The organism is Yoonia sp. TsM2_T14_4 (genome assembly GCF_049602355.1).
Taxonomy (GTDB): Bacteria; Pseudomonadota; Alphaproteobacteria; order Rhodobacterales; family Rhodobacteraceae; genus Yoonia; species Yoonia vestfoldensis_A.
The window spans coordinates 17442-35492 of record NZ_CP187137.1; the positions used below are offsets into that span (position 1 = coordinate 17442).

The window sequence follows — 18051 nt, forward strand, 5'->3', positions numbered from 1 at the left end:
CCCGCCGGAGGCCTCAAAGTCAAAAAGGGCTACCCCGCGTTGGGATAGCCCTTTCCTGAATGTCGGAGGTGGGTCGGTTAGGATCTCCACCTTGGGGTTAATTCAGCCAAGGGCTGCCTTAGCTGCGCGCCCCCCAAGTTGTCCCGCCACACGTCTCCAGAACTTCATGATGCACTGGATCACCTCCTTTCAAATGTTTCGATATCCGTAGAGTTGCACAGATTTGGTATATTTCAAGTAAAAATATACCACCACTCGCGTTTAAATTTTCGCCCGCTGCATTCGCCCAACAATCAGGCGGAATGGCAACAGCGCCAACAGTGCGATGGTCAGCTTGACCCCCCAATCCGCCACGGCGAGCGATACCCACAGCGGCACCAGCGGCCCCGCGTTCAAGAACGGCACGGCGTCCTGCGCCCAGATGATTTCATCTGCCGCCGCTGCCGACAGCCCGTTGAACACCGCCGAAAACGCAATCGCGAAAAAGATCACTGTATCCACGGTGGACCCGACCAGCGTGCTGCCCAAGGGCGCTTTCCACCACGACCCGTCGCGCAGCCGGTTGAACACGGCGATGTCGAGCATCTGCGCGACGGCAAAGGCGGTCGCCGACCCGATCGCGATGCGCAGTGCAACGGCGGGGTATTCGTACCCGTCGCCTTGCAGCATGATCTGGCTGCCGATCAGCGAACAGATGATCCCCACGATCAGCCCCGCGAACACGACCTTGCGCGCGGCTTGGGTGCCGTAGACGCGGTTCATGACGTCGGTGACAAGAAACGCCAGCGGATAGGTGAATGCCCCCCAGGTCAGCAGGCCATCGAGGATCAGAAATTGCACAAGGATATTTGAGGCCACAACGATGGCGGCCATGGCGATAACGCCGGGAAGGATGCGTGTCATTTGAATGTTTCCGTTTTGACAAGGGTGCGGCACTTGGCCCCCAAAGGGGACAGCGCGACCTAACGCCCGCCTGTCAGTCCGTCAACCTGTATTCCACGATCTCGGTCCGCTGGAACGCGCGAAAGTTGTCGTCCGAGATCAGGGTCATCCGCAGTCCCTGTTCGTCCTGCCAGACGCTGATACCTTCTAGATTGTCATGCGCGCGCAGGCGCGTTTCCAACAGAACCTGTTCGTTCCCGCCGGTCAGATCAAACCGCCGGACCCGGCTGCGAAACCCTATGCCAAGAAAATCCCGTTCCAGCACATAAAGCCGCCCGTCCGGCCCGATATCCGCGCCTGCGACCAGAAACGCGCCCCGCCGCGGGATACTGAACGGCTGGTCCCAGATGCCATTGCGCAGCCGGAAAACGGGGAATGGCTGCGTCGCGCCACCAGACCGTTCGGGGATGGTATAAAGCGCGCCATCGCGGTCGATGGCCAAGGCTTCCAGCGATGCATTGGTCTGCATCCCGTCAAACGCGGGCGTCGTCATCAGATCGGACGCGGGTGCGTCGATGGCGGCAAAGCTGCGGATGCCATGCGTCCATTCATAGGACACATAGATCGTCCCGTCGGCACCGATTGCCAGCCCCTCACTGTCGCTTTCCGCGCGGGTCAACGCCCGCCCGCCGGGGCCTGACACCGTGACGATGGGGCCTGCTGTGATTCCGGTGATCTGGTCGCCAGACCGTGCAAACTGCCCGCTTACAAACACGGCGCGGTCGCTAAGCGCGAGAAAACTGTCCCCGTCATCTGACACTTCAATCGCGGAAAAGCCGCCAAAGCGCGGATCATCCAGAACCCAGGCATGGCTGCCGATCAGGACAGGGTCTGACTGGGCGGGAAGGGCGAACCAGAGGGCGGGCAATAATGCGGTCAGGCGCAAGGCGGGATCATTTCATTGGGGCAGGCGTCATAGCCGACCATAGTCTGGCAGGGTTAAGATCGCTTTACGCAGATCAGTTGGCGTTCAGCACGCCAAGGCATTGGCCTGGCAGTCTTGCCATCGTCAATTCACCCCGTGGCAGGGCAGGCGGTGCTGTCGGGTCAGGCGGTGGTGGGTTCAGGATGGTGTTCACCCAATCCTGCGCTTCGGCGCAGCCGTCTCCGGCTGGCGGCGGGGCCTGATCGGCGCAGGTTGCGTCCCCTGCGGGGCAGTTTAGCCGGACGTGGAAATGGTAATGATGCCCGTACCAAGGCCGGACCTTGTTCAGCCAGCTGCGGTCGCCGGTTGCGTTGTTGCACATTTCGACCTTGGCACCCGGAAACACGAAAATCCGTGCCGTGCGCGGGTCGGATGCTGCATCGCGGATCAGCGCCTCGTGCTGCGGGGTCCAGTCGGTGTTGACATAGGCGCCGTTCGCCCGCCGCATGGAAATCGACGAAATCGCCTCGCGTTCGGCGCGCGACAGGTCCAGCCGTGTTGCTGGCAGCATCCAGATATCGGCGTCAAGCCCGGTCTGGTGGCTGGCATGCCCCGTCAGCATCGGCCCGCCGCGTGGTTGGCTCAGGTCGCCAACATAGATCCCGTTCCAGCCCGGCAAGGTTGCCGCAAACCGGCTGAGATCCTGCACATAATCCACGGTGATCGGCTGCGCCCAGTTGCGGTTGCGCGACAGGCGCATCGCCTGCCATGTCGGGCCGGTTTCGGGCAGGGCGACTGCGCCGGCCTGACAGCCGCGCGCATAGCTTCCCAAGGCGGAGGGGGATTGTGCTGTCGGGCGCGGGGCCGCGCCGAACAACACCTTGGCCACGCGGGTGTCGCCTGCGTTTTGCGTCACCGCGATCCGTGGTGTATCAGGCTGGCACGCGGCAAGCCCCATGCTCAGGATGATTGCTGCGGTCAGGCGGACCATGCGTCACGATCTCCGTTCTTGTTGACAGAGCGTAGCAAGAAAAGCCCGATCACAAAAAGAAAGATGATCGGCAAAAAGCCTAGCTGGTTGCTGCCGGTCACGATTGTGAAAATTGTAATCAGCGCGGGGGCCAGAAAGGCCGTTGCCTTGCCGGTCAGGGCGAACAGGCCGAACGCCTCGGCCGGACGATCGGGGTGGGTGTGGCGCACCATCATCGACCGTGACGCGGAATATAGTGCGCCACCCGCACCGCCGATAAAGACGCCGCAGACATAGAACACCATGTCGGGGATCGGGGATCCTTGGGGTAGCGGGATGCCAAACATCGCCTGCCGCGACATGCCGACGATGATGACGGACACGCCGATCAGCACCCAGACGCAGGCGGTGATCACGGGTTTCGGGCCATAGCGCGCATCGCCCAGACCGCCCAGCCATGTCACGATAGCCGCGGCGATGGCCGCGATGATGCCAAAGACGCCGATCTGGATCGTCTGCCATTCCAGCACAAGTGCTGCATAAACCCCGCCGAATGCATAGACCGCGTTCAGCGCATCACGATAGAACATCGACCCCAGCAGAAAGTTGAACAGACTTTTGCGCTTCACCACGGATCGCAGCGTGTCGATCAATTCGCCTGTCACGGCGCGCAGGTTGGTGGATTGACGCGGAGCCTGGGGGTCGTCGCGGACATACAGAAAGAACGGGATAATAAAGATCACATACCAGATCGCGATGAACGGCCCGACCGCCCGTGTGCCTTCGCGCAGGTCAGGGTCCAGCCCGAACAACGGCGCATTGCCCAGCAGGGTCACGCCTTGATCGTTTTCCGCCAGTAACAGCAGCATCAAAAACAGCGACACCACCCCGCCCCAATAGCCAAATGCCGCACCAGACCCTGAAATGCGCCCAACCTCGCGGTCATTGCCAAGCGACGGCAGGATCGCGTTGACAAAGTTCAGCGCACTTTCTGCGGCGATAAAGCCGATATAAAACAGGACCAGGATCAGGATCAGAGATGCGCCGTCCGGCGTCAGACCCCAAAGCATCCATGTCGTCACCACATAGACGACCGAGAAAAAGGCGATCCACGGGATCTTGCGCCCCGACCGGTCTGCGAAGGCCCCCAAAAACGGCGCGCTAAAGGCAATCAGCAACCCCGCGACGGTCTGGCCTGCTGACCAGATCCATTGCGCGCGGGCGTTTGCAGCAGCCTCGTCCAGCCCCGCCCCAAGGTAATACTGGGCGGCGACGACAGCGAAATAGGGGCCGAAGATGAAGGTCAGGCCAAGCGTGTAAAACGGCTGCGACGCCCAATCGAACGCCATCCATCCCCAGATACGTTTTTTGCTCACTGACATGACCTGCCTCTACTGTCCCTTCGGGGACTAGACACTGCAAATCACGGCTCTGGCAAGACAAGCTTTAGGGTTGCGGGCTATGATCGACCGGCGGCCACGGGCGCGCACGGTCGGCGTCGATCCAGCCTTGCACCCAGTCGGGCAGGGATGGTTGCGGATCATGCATGCCCATTTCCGCCAGCAGCCGTTCGGGTTTGACGATCCCGTTCCTGTCCGTCGCGGCAGAGCGGTAGAGGATCTGCACCGCGCAATCCTGTCCGATCCAGATCGACTGGTCCAGATAGATGAACTTGTCATCCCAGCCGATGCATTTGCTGACCATGCGGAACCGCGTGAAGGGCCTGATCCGTTTGCGATACCGCACAGATGCCCCCGCCATCGTTAGCCCCCAGCGATTGCGCCGCAGCGCCGCCACCAGACCGGTGCGGATACCAAGCCCGGTGCGCCCCAGATCCATGATCGTCAGGATGCGCCCGTTGTTCATCTCGAGATAAATGTCGATATCCTGCGGCCAGCAGCGGTGCCACGACACATGCGCCTCCATCGGCCCAAGTGCGGACCTACGCCGGTTGACGATGATTTCCTTGAGGGTGCGAATGACAGGATACATGCGACGCCTTTTGCTGCTGGGCGCAAAGTGATCCCACCTGACGTTAACGTCAATTTTGACCTTGGGGCAACCTTGGGCTTGTCGGACAAGGCTGAACCGCTTAGGTCAGTACGACAGTTTCAAAAGGGCGATCTTTTCATGCTTACCATCATACAGGCCTTGCTCGTGATCATCGGCGTCGTGCGGTTTTTCGTCATTGCGCATTTCATCATGAGCTGGCTGATCCGGTTCGAGGTTCTGAACGTGCGCCAGCAATTCGTCGGGCAGGTGTGGTACACGCTCGAACGGGTGCTTGACCCGATCTATGGCCCGGTGCGCCGCATGATGCCGAACATGGGTGGTATTGACCTGGCTCCGGTGATCGTGCTGGTCGGTCTGGAAATCCTGCGCATCTTCCTGATCAACAATATCGGGGCCTTTGTCTGATTGCAGGGCCGCGGCTGCGCCTCGATGCATTTTGCGACACGGTGGATACCATGGCGCAAAAATGCTGCTGGCGGTCGCGCCTGACCTTTCCGCATCGTGGCAGTCGTGGTCTAGTCGGGCCAAGCCAAGCGGAGCGATGCAATGTCCGACCAGATCACCTTTACCCTTGATGGCGTGACCGTCACCGCCGTCCCCGGCCAGACGATCTGGGAGGTGGCGAACGGTCGCGGTCTGGTGATCCCACATCTGTGCCACAAACCCGCGCCCGGTTACCGGTCGGACGGCAATTGCCGCGCCTGCATGGTCGCCATCGAAGGCGAACGGACGCTTGCCGCCTCCTGCATCCGCGAACCGCGCGACGGCATGGTTGTCACGACTGATGGCCCGCGCGAGGTGCAGGCGCGACGCATGGTGATGGAATTGCTGGTCGCCGACCAACCGGCGCAAGACGTGGCGCATGACCGGTCCAGCCATCTGTGGGACATGGCAGGCGCGCAAGGTGTGGCTGTCAGCCGTTTTCCCGCCAAGGCCGAGCATATTCCGCTGCTGGATGACAGCCATGTCGCGATGTCGGTGAACCTTGATGCCTGCATCCAGTGCGGGCTTTGCGTGCGCGCCTGCCGCGAAGTGCAGGTCAACGACGTGATCGGCATGGCGGGGCGCGGTGGCACGGCCTATCCGGTATTCGACATGGATGACCCGATGGGGGGATCATCCTGCGTGGCTTGCGGGGAATGCGTGCAGGCCTGCCCGACTGGCGCGCTTTTACCTGCGACGGTGACTGATGAAAATCAGCAGGGCGATACTGCCGATTACGACCGCGAGGTCGCTAGCGTCTGCCCGTTCTGCGGTGTCGGTTGTCAGGTCAGCTTGAAGATCAAGAACAACAGGGTCAAGTTCGTCGAGGGCATCAATGGCCCGGCAAACGAAGGACGGCTCTGCGTCAAGGGGCGGTTCGGGTTCGACTATATCCACCACCCGCACCGCCTGACAAAACCGCTGATCCGCCGCGCCGATGCGCCCGCCAAGGGGCTGAACGTCGATCCCGGCAACTGGCAGAAACATTTCCGCGAGGCGACATGGGACGAAGCACTGGACGCAGCTGCTGGCGGGTTGCGCGCGATTGGCGGCACAGGTGTCGCGGGCTTCGGGTCCGCCAAATGCACCAATGAAGAGGCTTATCTGTTCCAGAAACTGATCCGTCAGGGGTTCGGCCACAACAACGTCGACCACTGCACGCGGCTGTGCCATGCGTCATCGGTGGCGGCCCTGATGGAAAATGTCGGCTCCGGTGCTGTGACCGCGACCTTCAACCAGATCGAACATTCCGATGTCGCCATCGTCATCGGCGCCAACCCGATCGAGAACCACCCCGTCGCCGCGACCTATTTCAAGCAATTCGCCAAACGCGGTGGCAAGCTGATCGTAATGGACCCGCGCGGGCAGGCGCTGAAACGGCATGCCAGCCACATGCTGCAATTCCGTCCGGGTGCCGATGTGTCGATGCTGAATGCGATCATGCATGTGATCGTCGAAGAACAGCTTTACGACCGGCAATACATCGCCGCCTATACCGAGAATTGGGAGGCCGAAAAGGCGCATCTGGCCGATTTTAGCCCCGAAAAGATGGCTGGGATATGCGGGATCGACGCCGAAACCCTGCGCGACGTGGCGCGCACCTTTGCCGGTGCAAAGGCCGCGATGATCTTTTGGGGCATGGGCGTCAGCCAGCATATCCACGGCACGGATAACGCGCGTTGCCTGATCTCGCTTGCACTGATGACGGGGCAGGTCGGGCGTCCGGGGGCCGGGCTGCACCCGCTGCGCGGGCAGAACAACGTGCAAGGCGCGTCGGATGCCGGCATGATCCCGATGTTTTTGCCCGATTACCAGCCCGTCGGCGACCAAGGGGTGCGCAACGCGTTTCAGGAGGTCTGGCAGCATGGCGAGATCGACGCCACCAAGGGCCTGACTGTGACCGAGATTCTGGATGCCGTGCATGATGGCGACATCCACGGCATGTATATCCTTGGCGAAAACCCCGCCATGTCGGACCCCGATGTGGACCATGCCCGCGCGGCCTTGGCCAAGCTGTCGCATCTGGTGGTGCAGGACATTTTCATCACCGAAACCGCCAATTTCGCCGATGTGATCCTGCCCGCCAGCGCCTTTGCCGAAAAGACCGGCACCGTGACCAACACCAACCGGCAGGTCCAGATGGGCCGCCCCGCCGTGCCGCCGCCAGGTGACGCGCGCGAGGATTGGTGGATCACCGTGGAACTGGCCAAACGGCTGGGCCTGCCATGGACCTATGCGCATCCGTCCGAGGTGTTCGGCGAAATGACCCAAGTGATGGCGTCGCTCAACAATATCACATGGGACCGGCTGGAGGCGCAGAGCGCGGTGACCTATCCGTCGCTGACGCCCGATGATCCGGGCCAGCCGATTGTCTTTGCCGATGGTTTCCCGCGCGAGAATGGGCGCGCCAAATTCACCCCCGCCAGCGTGATTGCCCCCGACGAGACCCCCGATGCCGACTATCCGATGATCATGACCACCGGCCGCCAGCTGGAACATTGGCACACGGGGTCGATGACACGGCGGTCGCGCGTGCTGGATGCGGTCGAACCCGAGGCGAATTGTTCGCTGCACCCGTCCACCCTGCGCAGGCTGGGGGTGGAACCCGGCGGCATGGTGCGCCTGACGACACGGCGCGGCAGCATTGACATCATGGCGCGGTCCGACCGCGCCGTCGCCCCCGACATGGTCTTCGTTCCCTTCGCCTATGTCGAAGCGGCGGCGAATATCCTGACCAACCCCGCCATCGACCCCTATGGCAAGATCCCCGAATTCAAATTCGCCGCCGTGCGGGTCGAGAAAGCGCAAAGCGAGGTCGCGTCGGAGTAAGTCCCGCCGATTAACTGAACGCCCGTTCAAAAAAAGATTTGACGGATCGCCCTATGGTCCGCAAGATCACCCCAAGGCTGCACGTTGCGAGGAGGCGACTCGTGGCCAAGGGCGGGATAACCGCCCAGAGGGAGGATCATCAAGATGCACGCACCCGCTGACGGCGGCCTTGTCACAATCCCCGACCTGCTGGCGCGCAATGTGGCGCGCCATGGGGCAAAGCCCGCTTACCGCGAAAAGGAATTCGGTATCTGGCAAAGCTGGACCTGGGCGCAGGCATCTGAACAGATCGACGCGCTGGCGATGGGCTTGCTGACGCTGGGGGCGAATGTGGGCGACCATGTTGCTGTCTCTGGTCGGAATCGCCCTGCGCTTTACTGGGCGATGGTTGCGGCACAACGGATCGGCTGTATCCCCGTCCCGCTTTATGCCGAAGCCGCGGCCGAGGAAATCGCCTATGCATTGGACCATTGTGGCGCGCGCTTTGCGGTAGTGGGCGATCAGGAACAGGTGGATAAAATCGCCGATGTCCGTGACGGGCTGACCCAGCTTGACCATGTGATCTACCTCGACGGGCGGGGTTTGCGTAAATACGACCATGCCGCGATGACCAGCTATGCTGATGTGCAAAAGGCGGGGCGCGCGTCGGGTTTGCTGGATCAGGTCAATGCCCGCAGCGCTGCGCGGACCTATGACGACACATGTGTGATGCTGTATACCTCCGGCACCACCGGGCGGCCTAAGGGCGTGGTGCTGTCCAACCGCAATGTGATCGAAACATCGAAAAACTCGTCTGAATTCGACCATCTGCGCGCCGATGACGAGGTGCTGGCCTATCTGCCAATGGCCTGGGTCGGGGATTTCATCTTTTCGGTGGGGCAAGCGATGTGGACCGGTTTTTGTGTCAATTGCCCCGAAAGTGCGGACACGATGCAGCTGGACCTGCGCGAGATCGGGCCGACCTATTTCTTTGCCCCGCCACGCGTGTTCGAACAGCAACTGACCAATGTGATGATCCGCATGGAAGATGCGGGGCGGGTCAAGAAATGGCTGTTCCATCGCTATATGGCGGTGGGGCGCAGGGTCGGTGCGCTGTTGCTGGATGGCAAGCAGGTAAGCGCTGGCGACCGGTTGAATTACATGCTGGCGAAACTGCTGGTGATCGGGCCGTTGAAAAACACCCTTGGCCTTAGCCGCGTGCGTGTGGGCTATACCGCGGGCGAGGCTATCGGGCCAGAGATTTTCGATTTCTACCGCGCGCTGGGCATCAACCTCAAACAGCTTTACGGCCAGACCGAGGCGACCGTGTTCATCACCCAGCAACCCGATGGCGAAGTCCGGTCCGATACAGTCGGCGTGCCAAGCCCCGGTGTGGAGCTGCGCATCGCCGAGAATGGCGAGGTCTATTATCGTAGCCCTGGCGTCTTTGTCGAATATTACAAGAACCCCGAAAGCACAGCGTCCACAAAGGATGCCGACGGCTGGGTCGCGACGGGGGATGCGGGGTTCATCGAGGATGGCACCGGCCACCTGCGGATCATCGACCGTGCCAAGGATGTGGGCAAGATGGCTGATGGGCGGCTGTTCGCGCCCAAATACGTCGAGAACAAGCTCAAGTTCTATCCCAATATCCTCGAGGCCGTCGTGTTCGGCGCGAACCGCGACTATTGCACCGCCTTCATCAACATCGACCTGACAGCAGTGGGCAATTGGGCGGAACGCAACAATATCGCCTATTCCAGCTATCAGGAATTGTCGCAGCATCCGCGCGTGCTGGACATGATCCTTGGCCATGTGTCCGAGGTGAACCGCTCCGTGGCCGCCGACCCGATGCTGGCAGGCTGTCAGGTGCATCGCTTTCTGGTGCTGCACAAGGAACTTGACGCCGATGACGGCGAGATGACTCGCACCCGTAAGGTCCGCCGCCGGATCGTGGAAGAGAAATTCCACGACCTGATCACGGCGCTTTATGGCGGGGCGGCTGATATCTACACTGAAACAGAAGTCACCTATGAGGACGGCCGCAAGGGCAAGATTACGGCGACGCTGGCGATCTGCGACGCTCAGGTCGCGGCGGAACAACACAAGGTGGCGGCAGAATGATGGACGGTGTTGCACCCTATGTGACCGCTGATGGCCGCCAGATCGGTGGCGTGTTGATGGACATGCGCGGCATCACCCTGCGGTTTGGCGGGGTGGAGGCGATCAAGAACATTTCGTTTGATATCCGCGAAGGCGAGATCAGGGCGATCATCGGGCCGAATGGGGCGGGCAAATCGTCGATGCTGAACGTGATCTCGGGGTTCTATCATCCTCAGGACGGCGAGGTTTGGTTTCGTGGCGAAAAGCGCAAGCCGATGAAACCCTATCAGGTCGCCCGCCTTGGCATCGCGCGCACCTTCCAGAATATCGCGTTGTTCGAGGGGATGAGCGTGCTCGACAACATCATGACCGGGCGGTTGACACATATGAAAACCGGTTTGCTGGCGCAGGCGATCTGGAAAGGTCGCGCTGAGGCTGAAGAGGTCGCCAACCGCGAAATCGTGGAAAAGGTCATCGACTTTCTTGAAATTCAGGCGATCCGCAAGACGCCTGTCGGCCGCCTGCCTTACGGGTTGAAAAAGCGGGTGGAGCTGGCGCGTGCGCTTGCCGCCGAACCCAAGCTTTTGCTGCTGGACGAACCCATGGCTGGCATGAACGTCGAGGAGAAAGAGGACATGAGCCGCTTTATTCTGGATGTGAACGACGAATTCGGCACGACCATCGCGCTGATCGAACATGATATGGGCGTGGTCATGGACCTGTCCGACCGCGTTGTGGTGATGGATTACGGTCGCAAGATCGGCGACGGCACCCCCGACGAGGTGCGCAACAATCAAGAGGTGATCGACGCCTATCTGGGGGTGGCGCATGAATAACGCCTTCGCCGTCCCGGACCTGATCCGGGACCTCGACCACCATTGGCAAGAGGCCCCGGGTCAGGCCCGGGGCGGGGAGGCACGCCATGTCGGCTGATTTTCTTTACGGCATCGAAGTCGTCATCAACGGGCTGATGGCCGGTGTGCTTTATGCGCTGGTCGCCCTTGGCTTTGTGCTGATCTTCAAGGCGTCTGGCATCTTCAACTTTGCCCAAGGCGTGATGGCGCTGTTCGCGGCACTGACATTGGTGGGGATCATGGAAGGGCAGGTGCCCTTTGCCCATCTGATCAACGCAGTCTTTGGCACGAACATCCACCATTTCGGCTGGCAGGTGCCGGCCATCCTCGCGATTTTCCTAACGGTGCTGGTGATGATCGCCTTTGCATGGGCGGTGCAGCATTTCGTGTTCCGACATCTGGTCGGACAGGAACCGATCATCCTGTTCATGGCGACCATCGGTCTGGCCTATTTCCTTGAAGGTGTGGGCGATCTGATGTGGGGGTCAAGCATCCGCACGCTGGCGCTGGGCCTGCCACAGGGTGGGTCGCTCTGGGTCGAGGAGATGACGAACGGGCTGGGCGGCGATGATTTCTACGGCTTTTTCATCGACAAGCTGGACATGGTCGCGACCCTTGTGGCGCTGGTGCTGGTCGCGGGGCTGGTCGCCTTTGCGCAATATACCAAGCAGGGCCGCGCGATGCGGGCTGTGGCCGACGACCATCAGGCCGCACTGAGCGTTGGCATTTCGCTGAGCTATATCTGGGTGCTGGTCTGGTCGCTGGCAGGGATCGTTGCCCTGGTCGCTGGGGTTATGTGGGGTGCGAAATCCGGCGTGCAGTTCTCGCTGTCGCTGATCGCGTTGAAAGCTTTGCCGGTGCTGATGCTGGGCGGTTTCACGTCGATCCCTGGGGCCATCGTTGGTGGTATGATCATTGGGGTCGGCGAAAAGCTGTTCGAATACACGATTGGTGCGCCCTATCTGGGCGGGGCCACGGAAAACTGGTTCGCCTATATGCTGGCGCTGGTGTTCCTTGTGTTTCGTCCGCAGGGTTTGTTTGGCGAAAGGATCATCGAACGTGTGTGATGCAAGCGTCATTTCAAAAGAACTTTTTGGCCTCCGGCGGGGATATTTGGGCTCGGAAGATGGGAAGGGATTAAGTCATGCTGTATCGTGAGGCGGGCGATTTCAAGACATCCTATCAGGCGGATAGCCAGACCTTTCCCATTGCTTTTGATCGCTGGCGGTATTGGACTGTGCTGGTCATTGCTTTTTGCGTGGTGCCGTTTTTCGTCAATGCCTATTGGGCGAATGCCATTCTGGTGCCGTTCCTGATCTATGCGATTGCAGCGATCGGGCTGAATATCCTGACAGGCTATTGCGGGCAGGTCAGCCTGGGCACCGGCGGGTTCATGGCGGTGGGGGCCTATGCCTGTTACAAGCTGATGACGTCCTTTCCGGACGTGTCCATCGTGATCCATATCATTCTGGCGGGCGGGATCACCGCGGCTGTCGGTGCGGCGTTTGGGCTGCCTAGCCTGAGGATCAAAGGGTTCTATCTGGCAGTGGCGACGCTGGCCGCGCAGTTCTTTCTGGTCTGGATGTTCAACAAGGTCAGCTGGTTCTATAATTATTCCGCATCTGGCCAGATCAACGCGCCGGAACGTTTTGTCGCTGGCATCGCCGTGACAGGGCCGAATACCGCGCCTTGGGCGCAATACATGATCTGTCTGGTGTTTCTGACGATCTGCGCGTTGATCGCGCGCAACCTGACGCGCGGCACGATTGGCCGGTCATGGATGGCGATCCGCGACATGGATATCGCCGCCGAGATCATCGGGGTCAACCCGCTGAAGGCCAAGCTGACCGCCTTTGCCGTGTCGTCGTTCTTTATCGGCATATCGGGTGCTTTGTTCTTTGCCGTCTATCTGGGCGCTGTCGAAGTGGGCGAGGCATTCGGCATCCAGAAATCGTTCCTGGTGTTGTTCATGATCATTATCGGCGGGCTGGGGTCGCTGTTCGGCAGCTTCGCGGGGGCGGCGTTTCTGGTGCTGTTGCCTGTCGCGCTGAAGGTGATTGGCGTTGATCTGCTGGGTTGGCCCACGGATCTGGTGGCCCATCTGCAACTGGTGATCGTGGGCGGGCTGATCATGTTCTTTTTGATCAAGGAACCCCACGGCCTTGCCCAGCTTTGGCGCGTGGCAAAAGAGAAACTGCGGCTATGGCCGTTCCCCTATTAAAAGACAGATCGGGGTACACCCCGGCAGAACAATCGTAACCATTGGGAGGAGAGACCGATGAAGATGAAGACACTGGCCGTAATGGCCCTGGCTGGGTCGATGACCGCAGGGACCGCCATGGCCGATCTGGTGATCCCGGATCTGAGCTATCGCACTGGCCCCTATGCGGCGGGCGGCGTGCCGTTTTCGGACGGGTATCAGGATTATTTCGCGCTGCTGAATGCCCGTGATGGCGGGATCGGCGGCGAGCCTGTCCGCGTGATCGAATGCGAGACGGCCTACAACACCGAACGTGGTGTCGAATGTTACGAGGCGACCAAGGGCGAGGGCGCCTTGATCTATCAACCCCTATCTACGGGTATCACCTATCAGTTGATCCCGCGCACTACGGCCGACAATATCCCACTGCACACGATGGGCTATGGCCGCACATCTGCCGCCAATGGCGAGGTGTTCAACTGGGTGTTCAACTATCCCGCCAATTATTGGGATGCTGCATCAGTTGCGGTGAATTACCTGCTTGATGAAAACGGCGGGTCGCTGGATGGCAAGACCATCGCACTTGTGTATCACAATTCCGCCTATGGTAAGGAACCGATCCGCACGCTGGAAGACCTGTCTGCGCTGCATGGGTTTACCCTGACGCAGCTGGCTGTGGATCACCCTGGTCAGGAACAGAAATCGCAATGGCTGCAAATCCGGCGCGAGCGGCCTGACTATGTGCTGATGTGGGGCTGGGGCGTGATGAACCAGGTTGCCGTGCAGGAAGCCGCGAATATCGGTTTTCCGATGGAAAACTTCATCGGCAATTGGTGGGCCGGGGCTGAGCATGACGTGACACCGGCGGGCATGGCCGCGAACGGGTACAAATCGCTGAACATGAACCCGATCACCGACTATCCGGTGTTGAGCGAAATCCAGAGCCTTGTGCATGAGGCGGGCAACGCGGCCGGTGACGGATCGAACCTTGGGTCGGTGCTTTATGTGCGGGGCATGTATGCCGCCATGCTGGCCGCCGAAGCCATTGCCAATGCGCAGGACATCCACGGGGTGGCTGATGTGACCCCCGCGATGGTCCGCGATGGGATGGAGGCGCTGGAGATCACCAACGCCCGCATGACCGAACTTGGCATGGAAGGGATCGGGCCGGAATTTGCGGTCACCTGCCAGAACCATGGAGGCACGGGGCAGGGCCTTGTGCAGCAGTGGAATGCCTCGGCTGGGGTCTGGGAACCGCTGACGGGTTTCATCTCGCCTGACGCTTCGGTCATCGCACCTTTGATTGCCGAAGATTCGGCCGCATTTGCCGCCGAAAGTGGGATCACTCCCGGCTGTCTGTAAACACATCACCACGGGCGGCCTTCGGGCCGTCCGTTTTCCATGGAGCCAGTAATGCCGGACAGCAAAGAGACCCTGCTTGAGGTCAACAACATCGAAGTGATCTACAATCACGTCATTCTGGTGCTGAAAGGCGTGTCGTTGAATGTGCCCAAAGGCGGGATTACGGCGCTTTTGGGTGGTAATGGCGCAGGCAAGACCACCACGCTCAAGGCAATATCCAACCTTTTGCATTCCGAACGCGGCGAGGTGACGAAAGGATCGGTGATCTATCGCGGCGAACCCGTGCATCACTTGTCGCCAGAGGCCTTGGTCAAGAAAGGCGTCGTGCAGGTCATGGAAGGCCGGCATTGTTTCGAGCATCTGACAATCGAGGAAAACCTGCTGACTGGGGCCTATACCCGCCGTGATGGCGGGGCGGCTGTCGCGGCTGATCTTGAGATGGTCTATACCTATTTCCCACGCCTGAAAGAACGGCGCAAAAGTCAGGCGGGCTATACTTCGGGGGGGGAACAGCAGATGTGCGCCATCGGGCGCGCGCTGATGTCGCGGCCTGAAACGATCCTGCTGGACGAGCCGTCGATGGGTCTTGCGCCGCAATTGGTCGAGGAGATTTTCACCATCGTGAAAAACCTCAACGAAAACGAAGGCGTGTCCTTCCTTTTGGCCGAACAGAATACCAACGTCGCCCTGCGGTTCGCGCATCAAGGCTATATCCTTGAAAGCGGGCGTGTCGTGATGGAAGGCCCCGCCGCCGAATTGCGCGAAAATCCCGATGTGAAGGAATTTTATCTGGGCATGTCGGACGAGGGGCGCAAATCGTTTCGTGACGTGCGCAGCTACCGGCGGCGCAAGCGGTGGCTGGCATGATGATCGCGCCCTTCTGAGGGGGCGCTTTGAATAGCGGTGCGTGCAGGGCCAGACCTGCCTTGATCCACGTCGCTGCATGGATGTGGACAGGAGACACTGATGACGACCTATTTCGACGATCTGGAAACACGCACGCCTCAGGCCCGCGCCGCAGCCCAGCTCGACCAGCTGCGCGCACAGATCGCACGCGTGCGCGCGATGCCGGGGGCCTGTCTGCCCGATGTCGTCGTGACGTCGATGGCGGATCTTGCAAAGTTTCCGGTCCTGCGCAAATCCGATCTTGGCAGCTGGCAAAAGGCACAGCCACCCTTTGGCGGACTGCATGTGTCCAACATGACCCATATGTTCCAGTCGCCCGGCCCGATCTATGAACCGGGTGGATCTTCGCATGACTGGTGGCGGTTCGGGCGGTTCCTGCATGCCTGCGGGATCGGCGCGACAGATATCGTGCAGAATTGTTTCGGCTATCATCTGACACCTGCCGGCACGATGTTCGAGAATGGCGCGCGCGCCGTCGGTGCCGCGATCCTGCCTGCCGGCACCGGCCAGACCGAATTGCAGGTCCGTGCCGCCGCCGATATCGGGACAACTGCCTATGCCGGCACGCCTGATTACCTCAAGGTGATCCTTGAGAAAGCGGACGAAATGGGTGTCGCCCTGAAAATCACCAAGGCCGCTGTTTCGGGTGGCGCGCTGTTTCCGCAATTGCGCCAGTATTATGCTGACCGTGGTGTCACCTGTCTGCAATGCTATGCGACCGCCGACCTGGGCCATATCGCCTATGAAACGGCCCCCGGCGAAGGCATGATCGTCGATGAAGGCGTGATCGTCGAAATCGTCACCCCCGGCACCGGCGATCCGGTCGTCCCCGGCGATGTGGGCGAGGTCGTGGTTACGTCCCTGAACCCCGATTACCCGCTGATCCGCTTTGCGACTGGCGACATGAGCGCCGCGATGCCAGGCACGAGCCCCTGCGGGCGCACCAATATGCGCATCAAAGGCTGGATGGGCCGCGCCGATCAAACGACCAAGATCAAGGGCATGTTCGTCCGCCCCGAACAGGTGGCTGCCCTTGTCGCCAAGCTGGGTGCTGCGCGTGCGCGCGTTATCGCCGACCGTGCTGGCGATGCCGATACGATGCAGGTCCATGTCGAAGGCACCGGGCTGGATGCAACGGCCATCGCTGCCGCTGTCGTCGATATCCTGAAACTGAAGGGCGAGGTGATCTGTTGTGCGCCCGGCACGCTGCCGCGCGACGGGTTGGTGATCGAGGATCGCCGAAGCTATGACACCTGATGCCAATAACGACGCATCACGCGCTGATGCCTGACCCTTTACTGGGCCGGAACGTAGCGTTCCACAAGCAGGCGGATCAGCCCCAGACTTCCGCCGTATTTCCATACGCCGATGGTATAGGTGCCGGGGGTCACCCGTGCTGCGATCAGGCTGTCGGTCGTGTTGCCGTGGTCATCGTTGCGGCCAATCTCGCGGCCAAGATCGTCAAAGATCACCAGAACCGGATCGGCGCTCGCATTGCCAATGGCTTCCAGCATCAGCAGGCCGGGTGCGTCGACGTCAACGGTGAACCATGATGCGATGGAACTTCCGTTAACATCCTGCCGGATGCGGGTGCTGACAAGGCCAAGGTCTGTCACAGGCACCGTCCCGTCCAGCGGTGGTGCCGCTTCACCGCGGTCGTAGATCGCAAGCACGGCGGCCTGCGGGTCATAGGCGCTGACGGTCAAGGTGATTGGCGCGGTTTCATCGGCCAATGCGTTCAGACTGATGCAATAGGTGCCAGCGGCCAGCGGGTCTGTCATGTCGATGCGCGAATTGAACCCGTCGTGATCGTCATTCTCGGCGATATAATTATTGGCGCCGTCATAAAGCGTGATCAACGGGTCGGCGGATTCGTTCACAGCGGTAATGCTGATTGCAGTGGGTTGATCCAGCGTGAAGCTCCAGTAGGGGTCGTCAGTCGCTGACCCGTTGACGCTGGACCCCAGCGGGCCGATCGGCACCGCCTCGGCACAGCTGCCGCTGCTACCGGGATCAACCTGCAAGGCGATCCCCTCGGTCAGCGGTTCATGGTCCTGCCGCCCGATGCGGACGAATGCGGTCATCGGTCCGCCGTCATAGCTGCGCATCGCCATGCAATAGCTGCCTGCGTCGAGCGTTGTTTCGGCGCGCGATGCGGCATTGCCACCGGAATCATCATCCGACAGGATCAGGCTGCCGTCCGCATGCAGCAAGTCGATGATCGGATCGCCCGCGCCCCGGCCTGCCGCTTCTAGCCGGACATCGGTCGTCTCAGACAGGGTGAACAGGGCGACGTAATCATTGCCACCCATCACGAGCGCCAATTGTTCACGGAAATTGTCGGCCGTTGTCATATCTGAACTGGCGGCGTCGCCGCCGATCCATTGCCCGCCGGACCCTACGCCACCGCAGAGGTCTTGGGCGAATGCAGGGGCGGCAAGACTGAGCAAAATGACAGATAATGTAGCTGGTTGGGGAATGGATCTACGTGCCATCTGGTTTCCTTCGCGGCAATCAAAACAAAACGTTGTGCCACGTTAATACA

At 60.6% G+C, this 18051-nt stretch carries 15 protein-coding genes; 9 read left to right on the top strand and 6 right to left on the bottom strand.

The genetic code is table 11. From position 1 onward, the window contains the following. Positions 1–261: 261 nt before the first annotated feature. The 5 genes from ACPF9B_RS00080 to ACPF9B_RS00100 all read right to left on the bottom strand — a co-directional run bounded on the left by ACPF9B_RS00080 (position 262) and on the right by ACPF9B_RS00100 (position 4769). The gene (locus ACPF9B_RS00080) at positions 262–903 is read right to left on the bottom strand and encodes a queuosine precursor transporter (protein WP_424178368.1); all 642 of its coding nucleotides are present in this window, start codon (positions 901–903) and stop codon (positions 262–264) included. A gap of 73 nt (positions 904–976) precedes the next feature. Then, positions 977–1828: an esterase-like activity of phytase family protein gene (locus ACPF9B_RS00085; RefSeq protein ID WP_424178371.1), complete on the bottom strand. Its 852-nt coding sequence runs from the start codon at positions 1826–1828 to the stop codon at positions 977–979. Positions 1829–1901: 73 nt separating this feature from the next. Then, positions 1902–2798 carry a penicillin-insensitive murein endopeptidase gene (gene mepA / locus ACPF9B_RS00090; RefSeq protein WP_424178373.1) on the bottom strand — a complete coding sequence of 299 codons (897 nt, stop codon included), beginning with the start codon at positions 2796–2798 and terminating at the stop codon, positions 1902–1904. Further along, on the bottom strand, positions 2786–4159 hold the full coding sequence (locus tag ACPF9B_RS00095; protein ID WP_424178375.1) for an MFS transporter: 1374 nt from the start codon (positions 4157–4159) through the stop codon (positions 2786–2788). Before ACPF9B_RS00095 ends, mepA begins: the two co-directional genes overlap by 13 nt. A gap of 64 nt (positions 4160–4223) precedes the next feature. After that, positions 4224–4769 (bottom strand): acyl-CoA thioesterase, encoded by a 546-nt coding sequence (locus ACPF9B_RS00100; protein ID WP_424178377.1) that lies wholly within the window; start codon positions 4767–4769, stop codon positions 4224–4226. Between the two features lie 138 nt (positions 4770–4907). Here ACPF9B_RS00100 and ACPF9B_RS00105 point away from each other — a divergent pair, with 138 nt between their 5' ends. The 9 genes from ACPF9B_RS00105 (at position 4908) to ACPF9B_RS00145 (ending at position 16763) form a co-directional block, all read left to right on the top strand. Then, on the top strand, positions 4908–5195 hold the full coding sequence (locus ACPF9B_RS00105; protein WP_040482912.1) for a YggT family protein: 288 nt from the start codon (positions 4908–4910) through the stop codon (positions 5193–5195). Positions 5196–5336: 141 nt separating this feature from the next. Next, entirely contained in the window at positions 5337–8102 is a 2766-nt protein-coding gene (gene fdhF / locus ACPF9B_RS00110; RefSeq protein WP_424178380.1) for a formate dehydrogenase subunit alpha, read from the top strand. Positions 8103–8246: 144 nt separating this feature from the next. After that, entirely contained in the window at positions 8247–10205 is a 1959-nt protein-coding gene (locus ACPF9B_RS00115) for an AMP-binding protein (protein ID WP_007206038.1), read from the top strand. Next, positions 10202–11020: an ABC transporter ATP-binding protein gene (locus ACPF9B_RS00120; RefSeq protein WP_007206037.1), complete on the top strand. Its 819-nt coding sequence runs from the start codon at positions 10202–10204 to the stop codon at positions 11018–11020. The genes ACPF9B_RS00115 and ACPF9B_RS00120 overlap by 4 nt, the downstream gene beginning before the upstream one ends. An 86-nt stretch (positions 11021–11106) precedes the next feature. After that, positions 11107–12105, top strand: coding sequence for a branched-chain amino acid ABC transporter permease (locus ACPF9B_RS00125; protein WP_424178382.1), 999 nt, complete (start codon positions 11107–11109; stop codon positions 12103–12105). A 77-nt stretch (positions 12106–12182) separates the two neighbouring features. Then, complete coding sequence (locus ACPF9B_RS00130; protein ID WP_424178384.1) at positions 12183–13259, top strand: branched-chain amino acid ABC transporter permease; 1077 nt, start codon at positions 12183–12185, stop codon at positions 13257–13259. A 57-nt stretch (positions 13260–13316) separates the two neighbouring features. Further along, positions 13317–14600, top strand: coding sequence for an ABC transporter substrate-binding protein (locus tag ACPF9B_RS00135; protein ID WP_007206034.1), 1284 nt, complete (start codon positions 13317–13319; stop codon positions 14598–14600). Between the two features lie 51 nt (positions 14601–14651). Then, positions 14652–15467: an ABC transporter ATP-binding protein gene (locus tag ACPF9B_RS00140; RefSeq protein ID WP_007206033.1), complete on the top strand. Its 816-nt coding sequence runs from the start codon at positions 14652–14654 to the stop codon at positions 15465–15467. A 99-nt stretch (positions 15468–15566) separates the two neighbouring features. Beyond that, positions 15567–16763, top strand: a complete 1197-nt coding sequence (locus ACPF9B_RS00145; RefSeq protein ID WP_424178387.1) for a phenylacetate--CoA ligase family protein — start codon at positions 15567–15569, stop codon at positions 16761–16763. 38 nt (positions 16764–16801) lie between these two features. On the opposite strand, the gene ACPF9B_RS00150 is transcribed toward ACPF9B_RS00145, so the two are convergent. Then, positions 16802–18001, bottom strand: a complete 1200-nt coding sequence (locus tag ACPF9B_RS00150) for an ABC transporter substrate-binding protein (protein WP_424178389.1) — start codon at positions 17999–18001, stop codon at positions 16802–16804. Positions 18002–18051 lie beyond the last annotated feature (50 nt).

Bases quoted from the DNA above. Each gene is read 5' to 3' on its own strand.
- ACPF9B_RS00130 (WP_424178384.1), top strand. From the start codon at position 12,183: ATGCTGTATCGTGAGGCGGGCGATTTCAAGACATCCTATCAGGCGGAT.
- ACPF9B_RS00140 (WP_007206033.1), top strand. From the start codon at position 14,652: ATGCCGGACAGCAAAGAGACCCTGCTTGAGGTCAACAACATCGAAGTG.
- ACPF9B_RS00095 (WP_424178375.1), bottom strand. From the start codon at position 4,159: ATGTCAGTGAGCAAAAAACGTATCTGGGGATGGATGGCGTTCGATTGG.
- ACPF9B_RS00120 (WP_007206037.1), top strand. From the start codon at position 10,202: ATGATGGACGGTGTTGCACCCTATGTGACCGCTGATGGCCGCCAGATC.
- ACPF9B_RS00150 (WP_424178389.1), bottom strand. From the start codon at position 18,001: ATGGCACGTAGATCCATTCCCCAACCAGCTACATTATCTGTCATTTTG.
- fdhF (WP_424178380.1), top strand. From the start codon at position 5,337: ATGTCCGACCAGATCACCTTTACCCTTGATGGCGTGACCGTCACCGCC.
- ACPF9B_RS00145 (WP_424178387.1), top strand. From the start codon at position 15,567: ATGACGACCTATTTCGACGATCTGGAAACACGCACGCCTCAGGCCCGC.
- ACPF9B_RS00125 (WP_424178382.1), top strand. From the start codon at position 11,107: ATGTCGGCTGATTTTCTTTACGGCATCGAAGTCGTCATCAACGGGCTG.
- ACPF9B_RS00100 (WP_424178377.1), bottom strand. From the start codon at position 4,769: ATGTATCCTGTCATTCGCACCCTCAAGGAAATCATCGTCAACCGGCGT.
- mepA (WP_424178373.1), bottom strand. From the start codon at position 2,798: ATGGTCCGCCTGACCGCAGCAATCATCCTGAGCATGGGGCTTGCCGCG.
- ACPF9B_RS00135 (WP_007206034.1), top strand. From the start codon at position 13,317: ATGAAGATGAAGACACTGGCCGTAATGGCCCTGGCTGGGTCGATGACC.
- ACPF9B_RS00115 (WP_007206038.1), top strand. From the start codon at position 8,247: ATGCACGCACCCGCTGACGGCGGCCTTGTCACAATCCCCGACCTGCTG.
- ACPF9B_RS00080 (WP_424178368.1), bottom strand. From the start codon at position 903: ATGACACGCATCCTTCCCGGCGTTATCGCCATGGCCGCCATCGTTGTG.
- ACPF9B_RS00105 (WP_040482912.1), top strand. From the start codon at position 4,908: ATGCTTACCATCATACAGGCCTTGCTCGTGATCATCGGCGTCGTGCGG.